We start from the raw sequence: 19350 nt of genomic DNA, 5'->3' as shown, positions 1-19350 counted from the left end.
TACACTACTTAGCTAAAGTTTTTGCCATATTTCCAAATAACTCTATATAAGTTTGAATTGATTCATTTGTGTAAGTATCTTCTGGTGCATAAATAACTTGTTTTTTAGAAACAGCAGTTGTGTTTTGAAGAGCAGGTGATTTAGAAATAACATCCTTAGCAGGTGTTGACTTAGCTGCATCAGATGTTGCAGCATCACGATCTAATACGAAAATCCAATCAGGATTTGTTTGTGCAATAGCTTCAACAGAAACGTCATCACCTTTATGACCTGCAGTAGAATTTGAAACTTCTAACGCTGGAGTCCAACCGAAAATTTCATACATTGGTCCCCAAACACGACCAGAATGTGGAGCAGCAAAACCAATATTACCACCAGTAACGATAACACTCATAACTTTATCTTTTCCGTTATAAGCAGATTTTGCTTTTTCAATAGATTTATCAAAATCAGCTACTAATTGTTTAGCTTCTTTATCTTTATTAAAGATTTTTCCTAAAGTAACTGTAGAATCTTTAAGTCCTTTTACTAAGTTTTCGCCAGGCTTAGTAGCTTTCTCAGAGACATCAAAATTAAGATCAATAACTGCTGCATTTGGTACTAATTTTTTGATTTCTTCGTAATGGTCAGCAAATCTTTGACCAACGATTACAAGGTCAGGGTTTGCCGCTGCAATAATTTCAAGATTTGGTTCACGGTGATTCCCAATATTTTGAACTTTTTCATCCTTTTTATATGCTGAATCAGCAGGCATGATATCCTTTGGAGCAGCCGCTAATTTAATTCCCCAATCAGATAAAGTTTCAAAAGTTCTGTTATCCAAAGCAACTACATTCTTTGGGTTTACAGGGACTTTAACAGTTCCATGAGCATCAGTGATTTCAACCGTTTTTGGCTTATCACTACCATTATCTTTATTATTAGCCTTCGAAGTTTCTTTACTTGAATCTGAGCAAGCTACTAACATTAAAGTGAAAACTGCTAGAATACTCACTAATTTTAAAAGCATAGATTTTTTCATATGTATACTCCTTATAGTGTGATTTATTTCGAAAATGATGACATCCATAGATTGAATTAGAAGGTAACTTTTATTCAATCGAATCGCTATTGATAATCATTTTCATTTGAACATCCTGTTAATTAGTATAGTCATTAATTCTGTGAAAATCTTGTGAATGGTGTGAATTCATAAAATCAGGCAAACAAAGTAATATATGAAGTCGGGCGTGTTGATAAACCTTTATTCTTCAGAGCGTGTCGATTTTTTTCGAGTAGACACTTTCATTAGATCCGGTCTCAACTAATGCGCGCTAGAATTGTCCCCTACACAATACCCAAAAGATGAGCACCTTATAAACCATAATTTCCCCTGCAAAAAATGCTCATTAATAGCTAATGTTTTCATAATCCATTACCTGATAGAAATATTTTTTACATTTTTTTACATCTTTTAATACTTCTCAGAAACTATTTGATTATCACATTTAATAAAAAAACGAGTAAAACTGAATGAAATAGTTTTACTCATTTTTTTATTATCTTATTTTTATCAGTCAATCATTGAATAGCCTCTGCCATGTATCGTTTGAATATATCTGTCTTTCTTCTCGCACTTTAACTTTTTTCTTACATACCCAATATATAAGTCTACTACATTTGGATTTACTACTACGTTATATCCCCATACTTGATTCAAAAGCATTTCACGGCTCAATATTGTGTTTTTGTTTTTGATTAAAAATACAAGCAAATCATACTCGCGCTTAGTAAGGGGGAGGTTCTCGCCACCTTTTTTCACAATATTGCTAGATGCATCAACAAAGAGATCTTTAAACTGAAAAAATTTCATCTCATTTTGCTGGATATAGTCACTTCTCCTTAAAATTGCTTGAACCCTTGCTACTAATTCTTCTTTCACAAATGGTTTTCTTATATAATCATCTGCTCCTGCTTGTAGCCCTGCTATGCAATCCTTACTAGAAATATTGTCGGTCACAATAATTATCGGTGTGGTTTTAACAAGTCGTATTTGTCTGCAAATTTCTGGTCCCGATATACTTAATGAGTCCCAATCCAATATGATAATATCCCAATCTTGTTCATATATTATATTTAAACCTTGGTTTTCATTGTGAAGTTTTAAAATGAAATAGCCTTCTTGCGTTAGACCGCTTACAATTTTCTTTGCTGAAGACCGTTCATTTTTAATCACCAACACCTGCTTCACCGATGGTTCACCTCTACTTCAATATAACTTATTTAGATAAAAAATTATCCTGAAAAAACAATTTAAGATTTATAAATTAAAAATCCCTAAATAATCCATTAAAACAGCTTATTAGGAGAACTCTATATAATCTTACAATAGGTATGGTTAAAAACACAAAACATATGAAGATTCGAATAAAACGAATTTATAATTAAATGAGCGGAGATGTTCATCCCCCACTGAATATCAGTCCTCACCAATCGAGCTTTGACTGGATAAAATTGTGATATTTAAGGGATAACACACAAGGTACATTGAGGATGCAATTGAAAGAACCAAGAAATTAGATACATTCTATTTTTAGAACCATAACTTTTCCATAAACAAAAAAACCATAACCTCGCCAATATGGCAAAGTTATGGTTCATATCATACAAAATAAAAAAACCACCAAATATGTATTGGTGGAGACGGTGGGAGTCGAACCCACGTCCAAAAATATCGGCACTTAAGCTTCTACGAGTGTAGTCGATATATTAGCATTTCGCGAACTCTTCGGCCTATCGACAGGCTTCCAAGTTGCTAGTCTGGTTGTTCTCTTCCTTTGTCCTCAGACGGCGAACTCCGGCGTAGTCCACTTAGTTTGAGTCCCTTACCCTACCACATGGACGATGGAGGGAGGAACCTTTAGTGCAATTAAGCAGCTAAAGAAAGATTGTTTTGTTTGCCAATTATAGGCTTTGACGTTTTAACGAGGCCGATCCCCTCGACTCGCAACCTAAGCTCGAACTATCCCTGTCGAATCCGTAACGTCCCCATGATAAAAATGGAGCATACGAAGAAAATATCGTGATAGCTACTAAGAGCTGTTTTTCAATGTGCAACAACCTTACATAAGTTATTATATCATACGCGCGCCGTTTTACAAATGTAAATATCTGTATTACATCTTTTGGCGATCACGGAACACGCGTGCAATTTCACGTTTCGCTTCTTTCTCTTTTAAATCGTGACGTTTATCGTATTGTTTCTTACCTTTTGCTAAACCAAGTGCCATTTTTGCAAATCCATTTTTCAAATAGATTCTAAGTGGAACTAATGCGTAACCTGTTTCTTTTGCAGCGCCCGCTAGCTTATCAATTTCTTTTTTATGAAGAAGTAACTTTCTCGTACGAAGTGGATCATGGTTGAAACGATTCCCTTGTTCGTATGTATTAATGTGCATATTATGAACCCATACTTCACCATTATGTACACGTGCAAACGCATCTTTCAAGTTCACGCGACCAGCGCGAATCGACTTAATTTCCGTTCCTTGAAGGACAAGCCCTGCTTCGTATGTTTCTTCGATGAAATAATCATGAAACGCTTTTTTATTTTGTGCAATAACCTTACCTGTACCTTTTGGCATATAACGTCCCTCCTCTATTTTTACTATTGTAACAAATGTTAATAAAAAGCGAAAGTGGCTCGCTCTCAAGCCACCAATAAAAAAAGAAAAAGCCCCGCTTTTCATCAAAGCGAAGCCACTCTTTTCTTACTTACGCTTTTTCTTTTTCTTCTTGAATCCTGGTACGTTTTCGAAAAATCCTTTTTTCTTCTTGCCGTTACCATCTTTTTTCCCTGGCTGACTACCGGACGTAGATGCTGTTGCTGATGCTGATCCTCTTCCTGTACTTTTACCTTTGCCACCACGGTCAAATTTTCTACCTGTGCCACGTTCACCGCCACGCTCATTACTGCGCTCGCTACGTCCACCACGTTTCTTTCTGCCTGTTCTTGGCTGCTCGATAACGACTGGACGATCTTTGAACTTACGGCGAGGTGTGCCTTTCATACCAACGATTTCAAAGTCGATTGCACGCTCGTCTTTATTTACGTTAATAACGCGAATTGTAATTTCGTCACCGATGCGGAATACGTTTCCTGTACGCTCTCCGATCATAGCGAAATGCTGCTCGTCATAACGGTAGTAATCATCCGTTAAATAACTAACGTGTACAAGACCTTCGATTGTATTTGGAAGCTCTACGAATAAACCGAAGTTTGTTACAGAGCTAATCATACCGTCATACTCTTCACCGATCTTATCAACCATATACTCTGCTTTTTTCATCTCATCTGTTTCACGCTCTGCTTCAACAGCACGGCGTTCCATATTAGAAGAGTGCTCTGCAATCTCAGGTAATTTTTCACGCCATTTTGCTTGCGTTTCATTGTCGACTTTACCATTAATAATGTATTCACGAATTAATCTATGAACAATTGTATCTGGGTAACGACGAATTGGTGATGTGAAATGTGTGTAGAACTCAGTTGATAAACCGAAATGTCCTAAACTATCCGCATCGTAACGAGCTTGCTTCATAGAACGAAGCATAACTGTTGAAATAACTACTTCTTCTGGCTGTCCTTGAACCATTTCAAGAATTTGTTGCAGCGCACGAGGGTGCACTTCATTCGCACGTCCTTTTACCGCATATCCGAAGTTCGTTACAAACTCGAAGAAACGCTCAAGCTTATCTTCTTTCGGATCTTCATGGACACGGTACATAAACGGTACGTTCATCCAGTGGAAGTGCTCTGCTACTGTTTCATTCGCAACAAGCATAAATTCTTCAATTAACTTCTCTGATACAGAGCGATCGCGCATAACAACATCAGTCGGTTTTCCTTCTTCATCTACTAATACTTTCGCTTCTTTAAAGTCAAAGTCAATTGCACCACGGCGCATACGTTTTTCACGTAGAATTTGTGCCAATTGCCCCATCTCTTTAAACATCGGTACTAATGGCTCATAACGCTTAATTAGCTCTTCGTCCTCATCTTCTAAAATGCTTCTTACGTCAGCATACGTCATACGCTCTGTCGTTTTAATCACACTTTGGAAAATCTCGTGTTTAACAACATCACCTAAGTTGTTGATTTCCATTTCACAAGATAATGTCAGACGGTCTACTTTCGGATTTAATGAGCAAATACCGTTAGATAGACGATGTGGAATCATTGGAATTACACGGTCAACAAGATACACACTTGTCGCTCTTTCCGCTGCTTCTACATCAATTGGAGAACCTTCTTGAACGTAATGACTTACATCCGCAATGTGAACGCCTAGCTTGTAATTGCCGTTCTCAAGCTTCGTTACTGTAACAGCGTCATCTAAATCTTTCGCATCTGCACCATCAATCGTTACGATCATTTGATCACGTAAATCACGGCGATCTTTTAAATCTTCTTCTGAAATCGTTTCTGGTACACTGTTTGCATGCTCCATCACTTCTTCAGGGAATGCTAAAGGTAAATGATGTTTATGAATGACAGATAAAATATCTACTCCTGGATCATTTTTATGACCTAGAATTTGAATAACTTCACCTTCTGCACTTAAACGGTTTTCTGGGTAGCTCGTAATTTTCACAACTACCTTATGACCTTCTACAGCACCCATTGATGCACTTTTCAAGATAAAGATATCACTCGTCCAGCGCTTATTGTCAGGTATAACAAAGCCAAAGTTTTTCGATTCTGTATATGTACCAACAAGTTCTTTCGTTCCACGCTCTAAAATGCGTACAATTGAACCTTCTTGACGTGAACCGCTCGATTGAGAACTAAGTCGTGCTAATACTGTATCGCCATGAAGTGCACCGTTTAATTCTGTAGGAGGGATGAAAAGATCATCGTCTCCCGTTTTCTTCTCGTCTGGTACAACGAATGCAAAGCCACGTGCATGTCCAATTAACTTACCTCTTACTAAATTCATCTTTTCAGGAAGACCGTAACGGTTGCTACGTGTACGAATAACAAGTCCCTTCTCTTCCATCATTACAAGTGCCTTTACAAAGTCTTTAAAGCCCTCAGAACCTTCAATTCCAAATGCCTCTTCTAACTCTTGTATCGTTAGCGGTTTATACGCTTCTTCTCTCATAAATAATAACAACTTATCAATATGTTCTTGTATGATTTCTTCCAAGCAAAAATACCTCCTTTAAAACCTTATATTATTTAGTGTATCCGAAAGATAGGGGATGTATAAAGTGAAACTTTAATCAGTGGGGGTTTGTTCATCCCCCCACTGATTATTAGTTGAACCAATCGGGCCTTTACGGGCAGTTGATCCCTACCTAGCTTCTTTGCTTTCGCTGAATTTTAAGGTGGGAGGCTTACTGCCCGTTAATGCGGGATAAAGTGAAACTTCAATACTCCCCTTATGATTTTTACAGTTTTCACAAAAAGTTCCTTATGAAAAAAAGAGGCAACTAGATCTTACCAATCTAGTTGCTCCAAGAAGTTATATACATCCTCATGTAGCTCGTCACGTTGTTTATCAAGTGTAATGACATGCGTAGAGTCTTCATACCATTTAATGTCTTTTAACGTAGATTCTACACCGTTATAAATAATGTTAGCACTATCTGTATTAATCATTTCGTCATGACGTGCTTGTACAACAAATGTTGGTGCATAAATCATATCCACATTGTTACGTACGTCAGCAATTAATTGTTGTAATGCTTTTAATGTATTCATCGGTGTCTTTTGGAATTCCAACATTTCTTGTTCAATTTGTTCTGGTGATTTTTGCTCACGTTTTTTATATTCGCGGGCATATGCCAATATACCTTGGTACATCGTTTCTTCGCTCTTAATATACATCGGTGCACACATTGGTACTACACCTAAAACCGGTACTGTATAACCTAATTTTAAAGAAAATACGCCGCCAAGTGACAATCCAACAACAGCAATTTTCTCAAAACCTTTATCTTTTAAAAGCTGATATGCCTCCGTTACATCTTGCCACCAATCTGTAGGGCCTGTATGAACAAGCTCTTCTGGTGGTACACCGTGCCCTTTATAAATTGGCGCATGACAAGTATAGCCTTTCTTTTCTAAGAAACGCCCTAACATACGTACATCAGCTGAGTTCCCTGTGAATCCATGTAGTAATAAAACAGCGCGGTCTCCACCCTCAAATGTAAATGGTTTCGGAGATGCTAATTTCATCATGTACTTCTCCTCTTTCTCTTCTGTAATCTAGTCGTATTCTTTCTATATCTAGTGTACCATATTTGTATTTCTATAATCTAATTAGAAACATCTTTCAAATGGCAAAACAAAAAAGAAGAACCATTAGTACATCTTACTAACGCTTCTTCTTTCAATTCTATAAGTTTAAGTACGTAACAGCAATTGTTAATACAAAGAACAATACAGCTAAAACAATTGTAATACGGTTTAATACTGCTTCAATTCCACGTGCTTTTTGCTTACCAAATAATTGCTCTGCACCGCCTGAAATTGCACCTGAAAGGCCTGAGCTATTACTAGACTGCATAAGTACCATAACAATCATTAAAATCGATACAGTAATAAGTAAAACGGATAATAACGTATGCACTTGGCGTACCTCCTACAAAGATTCAGTTATTGTAACTGTAGCATAAATCCTATAGAAAAGCGAGAGCTATAGAGTTGCCCTCGCTTTTCTTCTATTACATAAACATCATTGCAAATAACGGTCCAAGTAAACATGTCAAAATTGCTGTTAATGTCATTGTTACCGATCCAATAACACCTTCATGTTCGTTATTTTTCATCGCTCTCATAACACCCATAATATGAGAAGCACATCCAAATCCGATACCTTTACCAACTGAGTTTGTAACACGGCTCCATTTCAACAAGAGAGGTCCTGTAATTGTTCCAGTAATACCTGCGATAACAACGAAAGCTGCTGTTAAGGAAGGTACACCACCAACTTGTTCAGAAACGCTCATCGCAACTGGCATTGTCACCGATTTTGGTAAAGACGATAAGATTAAGCTTTTATCTGTTCCCATAAGTGAAGCAATGGCAAAATCACTAGCGATTGCAACTGTTGTACCTACTAATACCCCACCAGCAATCGGTACAACATATTTTTGCAGAACATGACGTTGTTTATAAAGAGGAATTGCAAATGCTACAACACCGGGTCCAAGTAGCTTTGCAATCCAGCCACCACCACTTTCCATATAATGTTGATATGGTATATCAAGCACGATAAATAGGAAAGCCATTAATCCTGTTGCTACAAGCATTGGAATGGTGAATGGTGTTGGAAATAATTTATAGATTTTTTTAGATAATTGATATAATAGCACCGTAAAAAGAACCCAACCGATTCCGATTAATATTTGGCTCATCGCGACTCTCTTTCCTTCCTATTCGCAAGATATTGTCCTGTATGTCCTGCGACAATAATAATTAAAAACGTACTCGCTACAACTGTAATGAAAAGAGAAATTCCTTTACTCATAAAAAAAGCACCGTAATTCATTAGGCCAAGCGTTGGCGGAATTAATAAAAACGGCATAATAGCAACGAGTGTTTCTGCTCCTAAATCGAACCATTTCACTGGAAGAACTTTTAGGCTAAGTAAAACAAGTAAGAGGAACATCCCAATCAAACTTCCTGGGATTGGAATGTTTAACATTTCTTGCACCCAAGTTCCAACCATATAAAACACGTAAAGAGCAGCAATTTGGACAAGAATCTTTGTAAATTTCATGTTCATCATCCCTCATGTTTATACGATCTTCTGTTAATATCTTTATCATAGTATAAATTGTAAAAAGCTGCAATTTATCAACTTGACAGCAAAAAAAGCCGATGTTATACGCTTACAACCTTGATATGACTGCATTTCCAAATGAAAATTACGTCAAAAACCTTGACCTAATATAAAAAGTTTTTATTTTCTGAATTTATAAGACTGTTATTTCAATAAAATAATCTTTTTATCCTTAAACTTACATATATATAAAGTGAAACTTTAATCATTGAGGGTTTCCTCATCCCCATTGATCATTCCTCACCAAGCGGGTTTGTACGGGATAAACAAGATAGGTGGTGAACATATGCCCAAAAAAGTTCTCATTTTTTGTGATCCTGGGATTGATGATACGATGGCTCTCCTCTTAGCATTCTTTATCAATGAAATAGAAATCGTCGGTATCGTTGCTGATTACGGCAATGTTCCAAAAAAAATGGCCGTAGAAAATGCTCATTTTCTTACAAGCGAAGTAAAGGGTAGAAATATCAAAATCTTTGGTGGATCAGAACGTCCAATTACTGGTGCTCCTCCTGCTTTTTTTACAGATGTACACGGGAAACAAGGGCTCGGGCCAATTATTCCAAAGGTGAATGTAACTAACGAAGAAATGGAGAATTTTTTTGAAGTTATTCCTCTTATTGAACAGTATAAAGATGAATTAATTATTGTGAGCTTAGGAAGACTTACCTCCCTAGCAATTTTATTTATCGTATGTAAACAATTAATGGAGCAAGTTAAATCTTACTACGTAATGGGCGGTACCTTTTTACATCCTGGTAATGTTACCCCTATTTCCGAAGCAAACTTTTATGGCGATCCTACTGCAGCTAATATAGTCCTTCAATCCGCAGCTAACATGTACATATACCCATTAAACGTCACCCAATATTCCATCATTACACCAGAAATGGCCGAATACATTGAGGCAAAAGGAAAAGCCCCACTTGTCAAACCGTTATTCGATCATTATTACTACGGATATTATAAAGACGCCCTACCACATTTAAAGGGCAGCCCCTTCCATGACACAATGCCAATACTCGCTTTACTTGATAACTCTATGTTTACCTATCACAAATCACCTATCGTTATCATGACAGAATCTTATGCGCAGGGGGCAAGCATTGGAGAATTTCGCTCTTTAGGAGAACCTAAACCATTTATTGATTGGCCGAGTCATCAAATAGCAATTGATTTTGATTATAACCGCTTCTTCAAACATTTCATGTCACTTATGACAGGTGAACAATTTTAACATAAAAAAACAGACCGTGATTTCTCACGGTCTGTCGTTTATTTTCTACAATTATCGTTTGATGTTATAGAAAGATTTGATACCATCGTAAACAGCGATTTCGCCTAGTTCGTCTTCGATGCGTAATAATTGGTTGTACTTAGTAATACGGTCAGTACGGCTCATAGAACCAGTTTTGATTTGGCCAGCGTTAGTTGCAACTGCGATGTCAGCGATTGTAGCATCTTCAGTTTCACCAGAACGGTGAGATACAACTGCTGTGTAACCAGCACGTTTAGCCATTTCGATAGCTTCGAAAGTCTCAGTTAAAGTACCGATTTGGTTAACTTTAATTAAGATTGAGTTAGAGATACCTTTTTCGATACCTTCAGCAAGTTTTTGAGTGTTAGTTACGAATAAATCGTCACCAACTAATTGTACTTTATCACCGATACGCTCAGTTAATAATTTGTGACCATCCCAGTCGTTTTCGTCTAAACCATCTTCGATAGAGATGATTGGGAAGTCTTTGCAAAGCTCTTCGTAGAAATCAACCATTTCTGCAGAAGTTAAGCCAGTACGGCCTTCGCCTGCAAGGTCATATTTACCAGTTTCTTTGTTGTAGAACTCAGAAGAAGCAACGTCCATTCCTAAGAATACGTTCTCGCCAGCTTTGTAACCAGCTTTTTCGATAGCTTCGATGATTACTTCTAGAGCTTCACGGTTAGAACCAAGGTTTGGAGCGAATCCACCTTCGTCACCTACTGCAGTGTTAAGACCTTTGTCATGTAATACAGCTTTAAGTGCATGGAATACTTCAGCACCCATACGGATTGATTCTTTGAATGTTGGAGCACCAACTGGTAAGATCATGAACTCTTGGAAGTCAACGTTGTTATCAGCGTGAGAACCACCGTTGATGATGTTCATCATTGGAGTTGGTAATTGTTTTGCATTGAATCCACCAAGGTAACGGTATAATGGAAGACCTACGAAGTCAGCTGCTGCGTGAGCTACTGCCATAGATACACCAAGGATAGCGTTAGCGCCTAGTTTACCTTTGTTTGGAGTGCCATCTAATTCGATCATAGCACGGTCGATACCAGCTTGGTCAGTTACATCGAAACCAGCGATTTCTGGAGCGATAATTTCGTTAACGTTGTTTACTGCGTTAACAACACCTTTACCAAGGTAACGAGATTTGTCACCGTCACGTAATTCTACTGCTTCGTGCTCACCAGTAGATGCACCACTTGGTACGATAGCGCGTCCGAAAGCGCCGCTTTCTGTGTAAACTTCTACTTCTACAGTTGGGTTACCACGAGAGTCAAGGACTTCGCGAGCATAAACATCAATAATTGTTGACATAATAAATTCTCTCCTTTTTATATAAGCAAATTATTTAATAATTGTTTTACCTGTCATTTCTTTCGGTTGTTCCACATTTAAAAGTGTAAGCATTGTTGGAGCGATATCTCCTAAAATACCACCTTCACGAAGCTCTACATCATTTTTTGTAACGATGAAAGGAACCGGGTTAGTTGTATGAGCTGTCATAGGACCGCCATCAGCAGTTAACTCCTGATCAGCATTACCATGGTCAGCAGTAATAAGTGCTACACCATCTTTTGCAAGAATTGCTTCTACAACTTTTCCTAAACATTCGTCAGTTGCTTCTACTGCTTTAATTGTTGGTTCCATCATCCCAGAATGGCCAACCATATCACAGTTCGCAAAGTTAAGAATGATAACATCATGTTTATCATTTTCGATTTCATTTACTAAAGCGTCCGTTACTTCGTAAATGCTCATTTCAGGTTTCAAGTCATACGTTGCAACCTTTGGTGAGTTAATTAAGATACGCTCTTCTCCTGGGAATTCAGCCTCACGACCACCGCTAAAGAAGAATGTAACGTGCGGATACTTTTCAGTTTCCGCGATGCGAAGTTGCTTTAATCCCGCTTGCGCAACAACTTCACCTAAAGTGTTATCAAGGTTCATTGGCTTGAATGCCACGTAACCATCTACAGTTTCACTGAAGTGTGTCATACATACGAATTCTGGAATGTGAGGTACTTTTTCACCACGATCGAACTCACGGAAGTCTTCGTTTGTAAATACACGAGCAATTTGAATTGCACGGTCTGGACGGAAGTTATAGAAGATAACTGCATCATCATCATTGATTGTTGCAACTGGCGTGTTATCTTCGTTAACAATTACAGACGGCAATACGAATTCATCATAGATACCGTTCGCATAAGAGTCTTCTACACACTCTTCTGCTGATTTATAAGTAGGGCCTTCACCATTCACCATAGCACTGTAACATTTTTCTACGCGATCCCAACGCTTGTCACGGTCCATAGAGTAATAACGACCAGAGATAGTCGCGAATTGTCCTACTCCTGTTTCTTTAATTACTTCATTCGTTGCATCGATATAACCTTTTGCTGTTTGTGGTCCAACATCGCGGCCATCTAAGAATGCATGGATATAAACTTTCTCCACGCCTTCTTTTGCTGCTAAGCGAAGAAGAGCAAACATATGGTTCATGTGACTGTGCACACCACCGTCAGAAAGTAAACCGAATAAATGAAGTGCAGTACCTTTTTCTTTTACGCTTTTAATTGCATTTTGGAAAGTTTCGTTCTTATCGAACTCACCTTCACGAATTGCAACGTTAACGCGTGTTAAGCTTTGATATACTACGCGGCCAGCACCGATATTTAAGTGACCAACCTCAGAGTTACCCATTTGACCTTCTGGAAGACCTACCGCCTCACCACAAGCTGTAAGCGTTGTATGAGGGAATTTGTTCCAGTAACCATCAAAATTAGGTTTCTTAGCTTGTGCTACAGCATTCCCGTAAGTTTCTTCACGAAGTCCGAAACCGTCAAGAATGATTAAAGCTGTTGGCTTTCTCATTTTACCGCCCCCAGAAGACCTAAGAACGAAGCAGGCTCTAAGCTAGCACCGCCAACTAAAGCGCCGTCGATGTCAGATTGTGCCATATACTCTTTAATGTTTTCTGGTTTTACGCTACCGCCGTATTGGATACGAACAGCTTCTGCAGCTTCTGGAGAAACAGCTTCTGCAACAACTTTACGGATGTGCGCACATACTTCGTTTGCATCTGCAGAAGAAGAAGATTTACCTGTACCGATAGCCCAGATTGGCTCATAAGCGATAACAGTTGCTTTAACTTGCTCTTCTGTTAAACCTGCAAGTGCTTTTGTCACTTGACCTGCTACTAGATCAAATGTTTTTCCGCTTTCGCGCTCTTCTAAAGTCTCACCACAACATACGATTGGTGTTAAACCATGTTCAAATGCTGCGATAGTCTTTTTGTTTACTGACTCATCTGTTTCAGCAAACATTTCACGACGCTCAGAGTGGCCAAGTACTACATAGCCAACTTTTAAGTCGCTAAGTGCTACTGGGCTAATTTCGCCAGTGAATGCACCATTTTTTTCGAAGTGCATGTTTTGTGCACCTACTTGTAAGTCAGTTCCTTCAGTTGCTGCTACAAGGCGCTCTAAGAATAGAGCTGGAGAGCAAACTACTGCATCAACAGCTGAAGCTGCTGGGATTTGACCTTTAACTTCCTCTACGAAGCTAACTGCTTCAGATAGAGTTTTATTCATTTTCCAGTTACCTGCGATAATTGGTTTACGCATGCTTTGCACCGTCCTTTTTCTTTGGCTGCTACTTATTTGTCGTTAAGACAAACTACACCTGGAAGCTCTTTACCTTCCATGAATTCTAATGACGCACCGCCGCCAGTAGAAATGTGGCTCATTTTATCAGCCATACCGAATTTTTCAACAGCTGCTGCAGAGTCACCACCGCCGATAACAGAGTATGTATCTTCTGCATCTGCTAATGCTTGTCCTACTGCTTTTGTACCTTCTGCGAATGGAGTCATTTCGAATACACCCATTGGTCCATTCCATACAACAAGCTTAGAATTTTTAATTACATCTGCATAAATTTCACGTGTTTTAGGACCGATGTCCACGCCTTCCCAGTTAGAAGGGATAGAGTCGATACCAACGATTTTAGTTGTTGCAGTTTCAGAGAATTCCTCAGTGATTACAACATCAACTGGCATGTAGAAGTTTACGCCTTTTTCTTTTGCAAGTTGCATAAATTCTTTAGCTAGTTCAATCTTGTCGTCTTCACATAGAGATAGACCAATTTCATGACCTAAAGCTTTAACGAATGTGTAAGCAAGTCCGCCACCGATGATTAAGTTATCTACTTTGTCTAATAGATGACGAATTACACCGATTTTATCTTTTACTTTCGCACCACCGATGATAGCTGTAAATGGACGTTCTGGGTTAGAAAGTGCTTTACCAAGTACATCTAACTCTTTTTCCATTAATAGACCAGATACTGCTGGTAGGTAGTCTGCGATACCTGCTGTAGAAGCATGAGCACGGTGAGCTGCACCGAATGCATCGTTTACGAAGATGTCAGCAAGTGCTGCAAATTCTTTCGCAAGTTCTGCATCGTTCTTTTCTTCGCCCGCATAGAAACGTACGTTTTCAAGAACTAATACGTCGCCTTCGTTCATTGCTGCAACCATTTCTTGTGCAACTGGTCCGAATGCTTCGTCCGCTTTTTTAACATCTTTACCAAGAAGCTCGCCTAAACGTGCTGCTACTGGAGTAAGACGTAATTCTTCTACTGCTTGACCTTTTGGACGGCCTAAGTGGCTTGCTAAAATAACTTTCGCACCTTGCTCTACTAAATATTGAATTGTAGGAAGAGCTGCACGGATACGAGTTTCATCTGTAATTTTGCCTTCTTTCATAGGTACGTTGAAATCAACGCGGCAAAATACACGCTTACCTTTTAAATCTACGTCACGAATTGATTTTTTGTTCATTGGATTTCCCTCCGACTACTAGTTAGGATTGACAAAACCCATTCAAAAGCTTAACACATTTGCTTTTAAAACGAAAGAAGAGAGAGAGGGAACAAACCCTCTCCCTCGTTTTGTCATTGATAACTTATATAATTAAGAATTAAAGACCTTTTGAAGTCATGTAAGCTGCTAAGTCTACTACGCGGTTAGAGTAACCAGTTTCGTTATCGTACCAAGAAAGTACTTTAACCATGTTACCTTCCATTACCATTGTAGATAATGCATCGATTGTAGAAGAAGCTGTACATCCGTTATAGTCGATAGATACTAATGGCTCTTCGCTGTATCCAAGGATACCTTTTAATTCGCCTTCAGCTGCTGCTTTGAATGCTGCGTTTACATCTTCAACTGTTACTTCTTTGTCAAGTTCAACAACTAAGTCAACAAGAGAAACGTTAGCAGTTGGAACACGTACAGCGCCACCGTTTAATTTACCTTTAAGTTCTGGTAATACTAATGCTACAGCTTTAGCTGCACCAGTAGATGTTGGGATCATGTTTTCAGCTGCTGCACGAGCACGACGTAAATCTTTGTGTGGTAAGTCTAAGATTTGTTGGTCGTTAGTGTAAGAGTGAATTGTTGTCATCATTCCGCGTTTTACGCCGAATTTTTCGTTTAATACTTTAGCGAATGGAGCTAGACAGTTTGTAGTACAAGAAGCGTTAGATACTACGTTGTGGTTAGCTGCATCGTATTGTTCATGGTTAACACCCATAACTACAGTGATATCTTCGTCAGAAGCTGGAGCTGAGATGATAACTTTCTTAACTGATCCACCTAAGTGTTTTTCAGCGTCTGATTTTTTAGTGAAACGGCCAGTAGATTCTACTACTACTTCTACTCCGTAGTCGCTCCATGGTAATTGAGCTGGGTCACGCTCAGCGATAACTTTAATTTCTTTACCGTTAACAACGATGCTGTTTTCGTTAGCAGATACTTCTGCATTTAAAGTTCCGTGAACTGTGTCATATTTTAAAAGGTGAGCTAATGTTTTAGCATCTGTTAAGTCGTTGATTGCTACTACTTCTACCTCAGAGTTGTTAAGAGCTGCGCGGAATACGTTACGTCCGATACGTCCAAATCCATTAATACCAATTTTAGTCATTTGAATTTCCTCCTTGGGGGATTATATTAAAGGGTAAAACCCTTTGTTAATTGTTTTGCTGCACCTTCATCTGTAATTAGAATTGAAGTGTGCCCTTGCTTTATTACAGCCTGTATTGCTTTTGCCTTTGAAGAACCTCCAGCGACTGCAACAACGTGAGATACATTTTGTAAATCCTCAAGTTGCATACCAACTGTTCTTACTTTATGAACAACATTTCCTTCTTCATTAAAGTAGTAACCGAAAGCTTCGCCAACTGCTTCGCTTGCTTGAATCTTTAACCAATCTGCTTCTGAAGTACTTCTGCGACGTGCCATTGTTAACGCATCACCTATTCCATGAATGACGATATTGGAAGATCGAATCAACTCAAGAACTTCTTTCACGGAAGGCTCTGTCACAATAGACGCATATGCTTCGCTACTAACATGGTCTGGAACATACAATAAGCGATAATTACTCATCGTATTTTGCGCCATCTTGGCACAAATGGTATTGGCTTCTAATTCAACACCTTCTCCAATTCCACCACGTGCTGGGACAAATAGCATATGTAAATCTTTGCAATCAAGTTGCATCATGTCCGCAGCAGCAGCTAGCGTAGTTCCTCCAGCCACAGCAACGATATTATTCGCTGTCAGACGGTCTTTTATACAAGTCACACAAGCACGGCCCATCTCCAGTTTGACCCAAGGTGATTCATCACTATCACCAGGGACAACGAAAACTTCATCCAAGTCTAATGTTTCCTTAAGTTGCTTTTCTAAAACCTTTAACCCGGAAATTTCTTTCATAAAGTCTTCCAAAGCAAGAACTAAAGCTGTTCCTTCTTCTGTCAAAGTCATTCCAGAAGAAGCGACGTGAACTAAGTTTTGTTCTTTCAAAACTTGAACTTCACTTCGCAATACTCGTTCTGTCATACCGAGGCTTGCTGATAAGTTTCTTCTTCCAATCGGCTGCATGAGCCTAATGTATTGAAGAATTTGCATTCTCGTTTGCATAACAGGTAGCAGATCAGGTAATAATTTTTTTGTATTCTGAATCCATGAGCGCATATCTTTTCTCCTCACTACATCGGTTCATTTTCCCTTGTGGTCACTTTACGTCCCGTAGTGACATTTTGTGTCCCACATAGGTTAAAAAAATAATCCCTGCTACGTGTATTATTGTAACAGGAGATAGAAACTTATTCAACTCTTAACTGCATTCTTTATATAGTTTATTATGACACCTTTGTGAATGTTACCATATTCTACTTGTTTTCCGTCCATTTCTACAACCGGAATCATTAAGTGATATTTTTCTAAAAGGTCATTATCTTCATATATATCTATTTCCTCGATTTGAAAAGAATATTCACATTGTACTTCCTGTAAAACTTGTTTCGCCTTCACGCAAAGGCCACAATCTTTTTTAGTATACAGTACAACTTTCATCTTCTTCACCTATCCGATCGTTTTTCGTAATGACGAAGCTGGGATATGCATTTGTTCTCTATACTTCGCCACTGTTCTTCGAGAAATAACAATTTCATGCTCTTCTTCTAATAATTTTGAAATCTTTTGATCTGAAAGTGGCTTTTTCTTATCCTCTGCCCCAACTAGCGTTTGAATAAATTGTTTTACACGTTTTGTAGAAACTGCTTCATCTTCAGTCGTCGAAACGGCATTGCTAAAGAACGATTTCATCTCAAATAAACCGTGTGGTGTTTGCACATATTTATTTCGCGTCGCACGACTAATTGTTGATTCATGCACACTTAACTCTTCCGCTACCTCTTTTAAAGCGAGAGGTCTTAAATACTCTGGACCTTTCCAGAAGAAATCACGTTGTTTTTCCATAATAATATTCATCACTTGCAGCAGCGTCTGTTTTCTCTGCTTCAAACTGCGCATAATCCACTGCACATGCTGATACTTTTCTGATACGTAAGATGCTACTTCACTTTCACTATTATTAAGAAGCGCACTATATTCAGAATGAATTTCAATTCTCGGCATATTTCTCTCATTCATTTGTAAAACGAGGCGATCGCCATCTTTTTTCACCGCCATATCAGGCACAATATAAAGTGGTTTATCTGAAGAAAACGCAAGACCTGGTTTTGGTTGTAATGACGTTATACAATTTACCGCACTCTGTAATTCCTCATTACTACATTTCAACACTTGAACGAGCTTTCGCCAATCTTTCTTCACAAAATAAGCGAAATGATCTTCTACAACCTCTTCTGCTAATCCATTCCGTCTTTGTAAGCGCTTCAATTGCAAGGTTAGACATTCCTGAATATTACGCGCCCCTACCCCTGCTGGTTCCAGTGATTGGACAAGCTCCACAGAGCGGTCGACTACATGAATATGCGCAGAAAGGAGCTCTGCTAACTCTTCATTCGTTTCTTGTAAATATCCATTTCCATCCATGTTCATAATAATGAAAGAAGCTACTTTTCGCTCTTCTTCATCTATTTTATAATACTGTATTTGATTTAATAAATGTTGCTGAATCGTTGTAGAATCCACACTGTAGATCTCCATCTGATTCTCGACTTGTTTGCTGGTACTTTTACTGTTGTTAGAGCTCTTTTTCTTCTCCCTCTCAAAACCACCTAACTCAATAAGGGGATTCTCTAACGATTGCTCATACAAAAACTCCGATAATTCTTGTACATTATACTGGAGCATTGTAATCGCTTGCCTTAACTCTTGTGTCATTGCCAAACGTAAGCTTTGTTCTTGTAAAAGACTTGCCTTCAAACTAATCTCCCCCTTGTTTCTATTGTACAATAAGTTTGGTAAAAGGAGAATGCTATCACAGACACCCATTCCAAAATATTATTAATTTATATGTATTAATGAGATTTACAACTTACAACCTAAATTTGAATAATATTGAAAGAAAATAATAAACTCAATTATTTGTTACCACATACTAATAGTAACCCTTAATTTTATATATAACAACATTAAATTTATCTCTGTTCAATTCCAAAATAAAAAGAGCAGTTTAGGTATAGTGACACTTCACTATGCCTAACTACTCTTTTACGATTCTTAATTAAGAAAGAAACCTCTTATTTAAAACTAAGGAACTTTGATTCCTAATTACATAGGAATCATAGAGATAATCGTTCGATTCACTAGACGCTCCTTGAATTCCTCTCATCTCTTCCACAGACAACTCAACTATTTTTTTCACGCTTCTCTCGTTATTACTATCCATCATTTTTGTTTTCTTTTCGAAAAAAATCCCATAATTTATTCCC

17 protein-coding genes, 1 other RNA gene and 1 pseudogene are annotated in these 19350 nt (G+C 38.2%); 1 reads left to right on the top strand and 18 read right to left on the bottom strand.

The annotated features are described in order from the left end of the window. Nucleotides 1-4: 4 nt before the first annotated feature. The 9 genes from ATL10_RS08080 to ATL10_RS08040 all read right to left on the bottom strand — a co-directional run bounded on the left by ATL10_RS08080 (nucleotide 5) and on the right by ATL10_RS08040 (nucleotide 8768). A complete protein-coding gene (locus ATL10_RS08080) occupies nucleotides 5-1021 on the bottom strand; it encodes a siderophore ABC transporter substrate-binding protein (RefSeq protein ID WP_000749447.1) in 1017 nt (338 codons plus the stop codon). Between the two features lie 531 nt (nucleotides 1022-1552). Continuing rightward, the gene (locus ATL10_RS08075) at nucleotides 1553-2230 is read right to left on the bottom strand and encodes a response regulator transcription factor (RefSeq protein WP_110496693.1); all 678 of its coding nucleotides are present in this window, start codon (nucleotides 2228-2230) and stop codon (nucleotides 1553-1555) included. A gap of 444 nt (nucleotides 2231-2674) precedes the next feature. Continuing rightward, nucleotides 2675-3029, bottom strand: a transfer-messenger RNA (tmRNA) gene (ssrA, locus tag ATL10_RS08070). 126 nt (nucleotides 3030-3155) lie between these two features. Continuing rightward, the gene (gene smpB / locus ATL10_RS08065) at nucleotides 3156-3623 is read right to left on the bottom strand and encodes an SsrA-binding protein (RefSeq protein WP_001123920.1); all 468 of its coding nucleotides are present in this window, start codon (nucleotides 3621-3623) and stop codon (nucleotides 3156-3158) included. A gap of 126 nt (nucleotides 3624-3749) precedes the next feature. Continuing rightward, on the bottom strand, nucleotides 3750-6188 hold the full coding sequence (rnr, locus tag ATL10_RS08060; RefSeq protein ID WP_098566804.1) for a ribonuclease R: 2439 nt from the start codon (nucleotides 6186-6188) through the stop codon (nucleotides 3750-3752). A 293-nt stretch (nucleotides 6189-6481) separates the two neighbouring features. Continuing rightward, the gene (estA, locus tag ATL10_RS08055) at nucleotides 6482-7222 is read right to left on the bottom strand and encodes a carboxylesterase (protein WP_000761986.1); all 741 of its coding nucleotides are present in this window, start codon (nucleotides 7220-7222) and stop codon (nucleotides 6482-6484) included. Between the two features lie 160 nt (nucleotides 7223-7382). Beyond that, on the bottom strand, nucleotides 7383-7616 hold the full coding sequence (gene secG / locus ATL10_RS08050) for a preprotein translocase subunit SecG (RefSeq protein ID WP_000557266.1): 234 nt from the start codon (nucleotides 7614-7616) through the stop codon (nucleotides 7383-7385). Nucleotides 7617-7710: 94 nt separating this feature from the next. Further along, entirely contained in the window at nucleotides 7711-8403 is a 693-nt protein-coding gene (locus ATL10_RS08045) for an LrgB family protein (RefSeq protein ID WP_000078304.1), read from the bottom strand. Continuing rightward, entirely contained in the window at nucleotides 8400-8768 is a 369-nt protein-coding gene (locus tag ATL10_RS08040; protein ID WP_000673222.1) for a CidA/LrgA family holin-like protein, read from the bottom strand. Before ATL10_RS08040 ends, ATL10_RS08045 begins: the two co-directional genes overlap by 4 nt. Nucleotides 8769-9117: 349 nt before the next feature. On the opposite strand from ATL10_RS08040, the gene ATL10_RS08035 reads away from it, so the two are divergent. Then, nucleotides 9118-10068: a nucleoside hydrolase gene (locus tag ATL10_RS08035; protein WP_090978111.1), complete on the top strand. Its 951-nt coding sequence runs from the start codon at nucleotides 9118-9120 to the stop codon at nucleotides 10066-10068. Between the two features lie 51 nt (nucleotides 10069-10119). On the opposite strand, the gene eno is transcribed toward ATL10_RS08035, so the two are convergent. The 9 genes and pseudogenes from eno to ATL10_RS32325 all read right to left on the bottom strand — a co-directional run bounded on the left by eno (nucleotide 10120) and on the right by ATL10_RS32325 (nucleotide 19339). Beyond that, a complete protein-coding gene (eno, locus tag ATL10_RS08030) occupies nucleotides 10120-11415 on the bottom strand; it encodes a phosphopyruvate hydratase (protein ID WP_110496692.1) in 1296 nt (431 codons plus the stop codon). Nucleotides 11416-11445: 30 nt separating this feature from the next. Next, the gene (gene gpmI, locus ATL10_RS08025) at nucleotides 11446-12975 is read right to left on the bottom strand and encodes a 2,3-bisphosphoglycerate-independent phosphoglycerate mutase (protein WP_001231158.1); all 1530 of its coding nucleotides are present in this window, start codon (nucleotides 12973-12975) and stop codon (nucleotides 11446-11448) included. Then, nucleotides 12972-13727, bottom strand: a complete 756-nt coding sequence (tpiA, locus tag ATL10_RS08020; protein ID WP_001231038.1) for a triose-phosphate isomerase — start codon at nucleotides 13725-13727, stop codon at nucleotides 12972-12974. The genes gpmI and tpiA overlap by 4 nt, the downstream gene beginning before the upstream one ends. Before the next feature lie 32 nt (nucleotides 13728-13759). Then, nucleotides 13760-14944, bottom strand: coding sequence for a phosphoglycerate kinase (locus ATL10_RS08015; RefSeq protein ID WP_001036331.1), 1185 nt, complete (start codon nucleotides 14942-14944; stop codon nucleotides 13760-13762). A gap of 139 nt (nucleotides 14945-15083) precedes the next feature. After that, a complete protein-coding gene (gene gap / locus ATL10_RS08010) occupies nucleotides 15084-16088 on the bottom strand; it encodes a type I glyceraldehyde-3-phosphate dehydrogenase (RefSeq protein WP_000161234.1) in 1005 nt (334 codons plus the stop codon). A 26-nt stretch (nucleotides 16089-16114) separates the two neighbouring features. Beyond that, nucleotides 16115-17143 (bottom strand): gapA transcriptional regulator CggR, encoded by a 1029-nt coding sequence (cggR, locus tag ATL10_RS08005; RefSeq protein ID WP_001258185.1) that lies wholly within the window; start codon nucleotides 17141-17143, stop codon nucleotides 16115-16117. Nucleotides 17144-17278: 135 nt separating this feature from the next. Continuing rightward, entirely contained in the window at nucleotides 17279-17524 is a 246-nt protein-coding gene (locus tag ATL10_RS08000) for a glutaredoxin family protein (protein WP_000869730.1), read from the bottom strand. Between the two features lie 9 nt (nucleotides 17525-17533). Next, nucleotides 17534-18841, bottom strand: coding sequence for an RNA polymerase factor sigma-54 (gene rpoN / locus ATL10_RS07995; RefSeq protein WP_000647954.1), 1308 nt, complete (start codon nucleotides 18839-18841; stop codon nucleotides 17534-17536). 301 nt (nucleotides 18842-19142) lie between these two features. Then, a pseudogene (locus ATL10_RS32325) lies at nucleotides 19143-19339 on the bottom strand (hypothetical protein). Nucleotides 19340-19350: the final 11 nt, after the last annotated feature.

This window comes from Bacillus sp. 196mf (assembly GCF_003217275.1).
GTDB lineage: Bacteria > Bacillota > Bacilli > Bacillales > Bacillaceae_G > Bacillus_A > Bacillus_A thuringiensis_S.
Note: the sequence above shows the minus strand (reverse complement) of the source record. Positions and strands in the feature narration are given on the sequence as shown.

Coding starts and splice junctions, on each gene's coding strand:
- tpiA (WP_001231038.1), bottom strand. CDS start 13,727: ATGCGTAAACCAATTATCGCAGGTAACTGGAAAATGAATAAAACTCTA.
- smpB (WP_001123920.1), bottom strand. CDS start 3,623: ATGCCAAAAGGTACAGGTAAGGTTATTGCACAAAATAAAAAAGCGTTT.
- cggR (WP_001258185.1), bottom strand. CDS start 17,143: ATGCGCTCATGGATTCAGAATACAAAAAAATTATTACCTGATCTGCTA.
- gpmI (WP_001231158.1), bottom strand. CDS start 12,975: ATGAGAAAGCCAACAGCTTTAATCATTCTTGACGGTTTCGGACTTCGT.
- gap (WP_000161234.1), bottom strand. CDS start 16,088: ATGACTAAAATTGGTATTAATGGATTTGGACGTATCGGACGTAACGTA.
- ATL10_RS08000 (WP_000869730.1), bottom strand. CDS start 17,524: ATGAAAGTTGTACTGTATACTAAAAAAGATTGTGGCCTTTGCGTGAAG.
- ATL10_RS08035 (WP_090978111.1), top strand. CDS start 9,118: ATGCCCAAAAAAGTTCTCATTTTTTGTGATCCTGGGATTGATGATACG.
- eno (WP_110496692.1), bottom strand. CDS start 11,415: ATGTCAACAATTATTGATGTTTATGCTCGCGAAGTCCTTGACTCTCGT.
- estA (WP_000761986.1), bottom strand. CDS start 7,222: ATGAAATTAGCATCTCCGAAACCATTTACATTTGAGGGTGGAGACCGC.
- ATL10_RS08045 (WP_000078304.1), bottom strand. CDS start 8,403: ATGAGCCAAATATTAATCGGAATCGGTTGGGTTCTTTTTACGGTGCTA.
- ATL10_RS08040 (WP_000673222.1), bottom strand. CDS start 8,768: ATGAAATTTACAAAGATTCTTGTCCAAATTGCTGCTCTTTACGTGTTT.
- ATL10_RS08015 (WP_001036331.1), bottom strand. CDS start 14,944: ATGAACAAAAAATCAATTCGTGACGTAGATTTAAAAGGTAAGCGTGTA.
- ATL10_RS08080 (WP_000749447.1), bottom strand. CDS start 1,021: ATGAAAAAATCTATGCTTTTAAAATTAGTGAGTATTCTAGCAGTTTTC.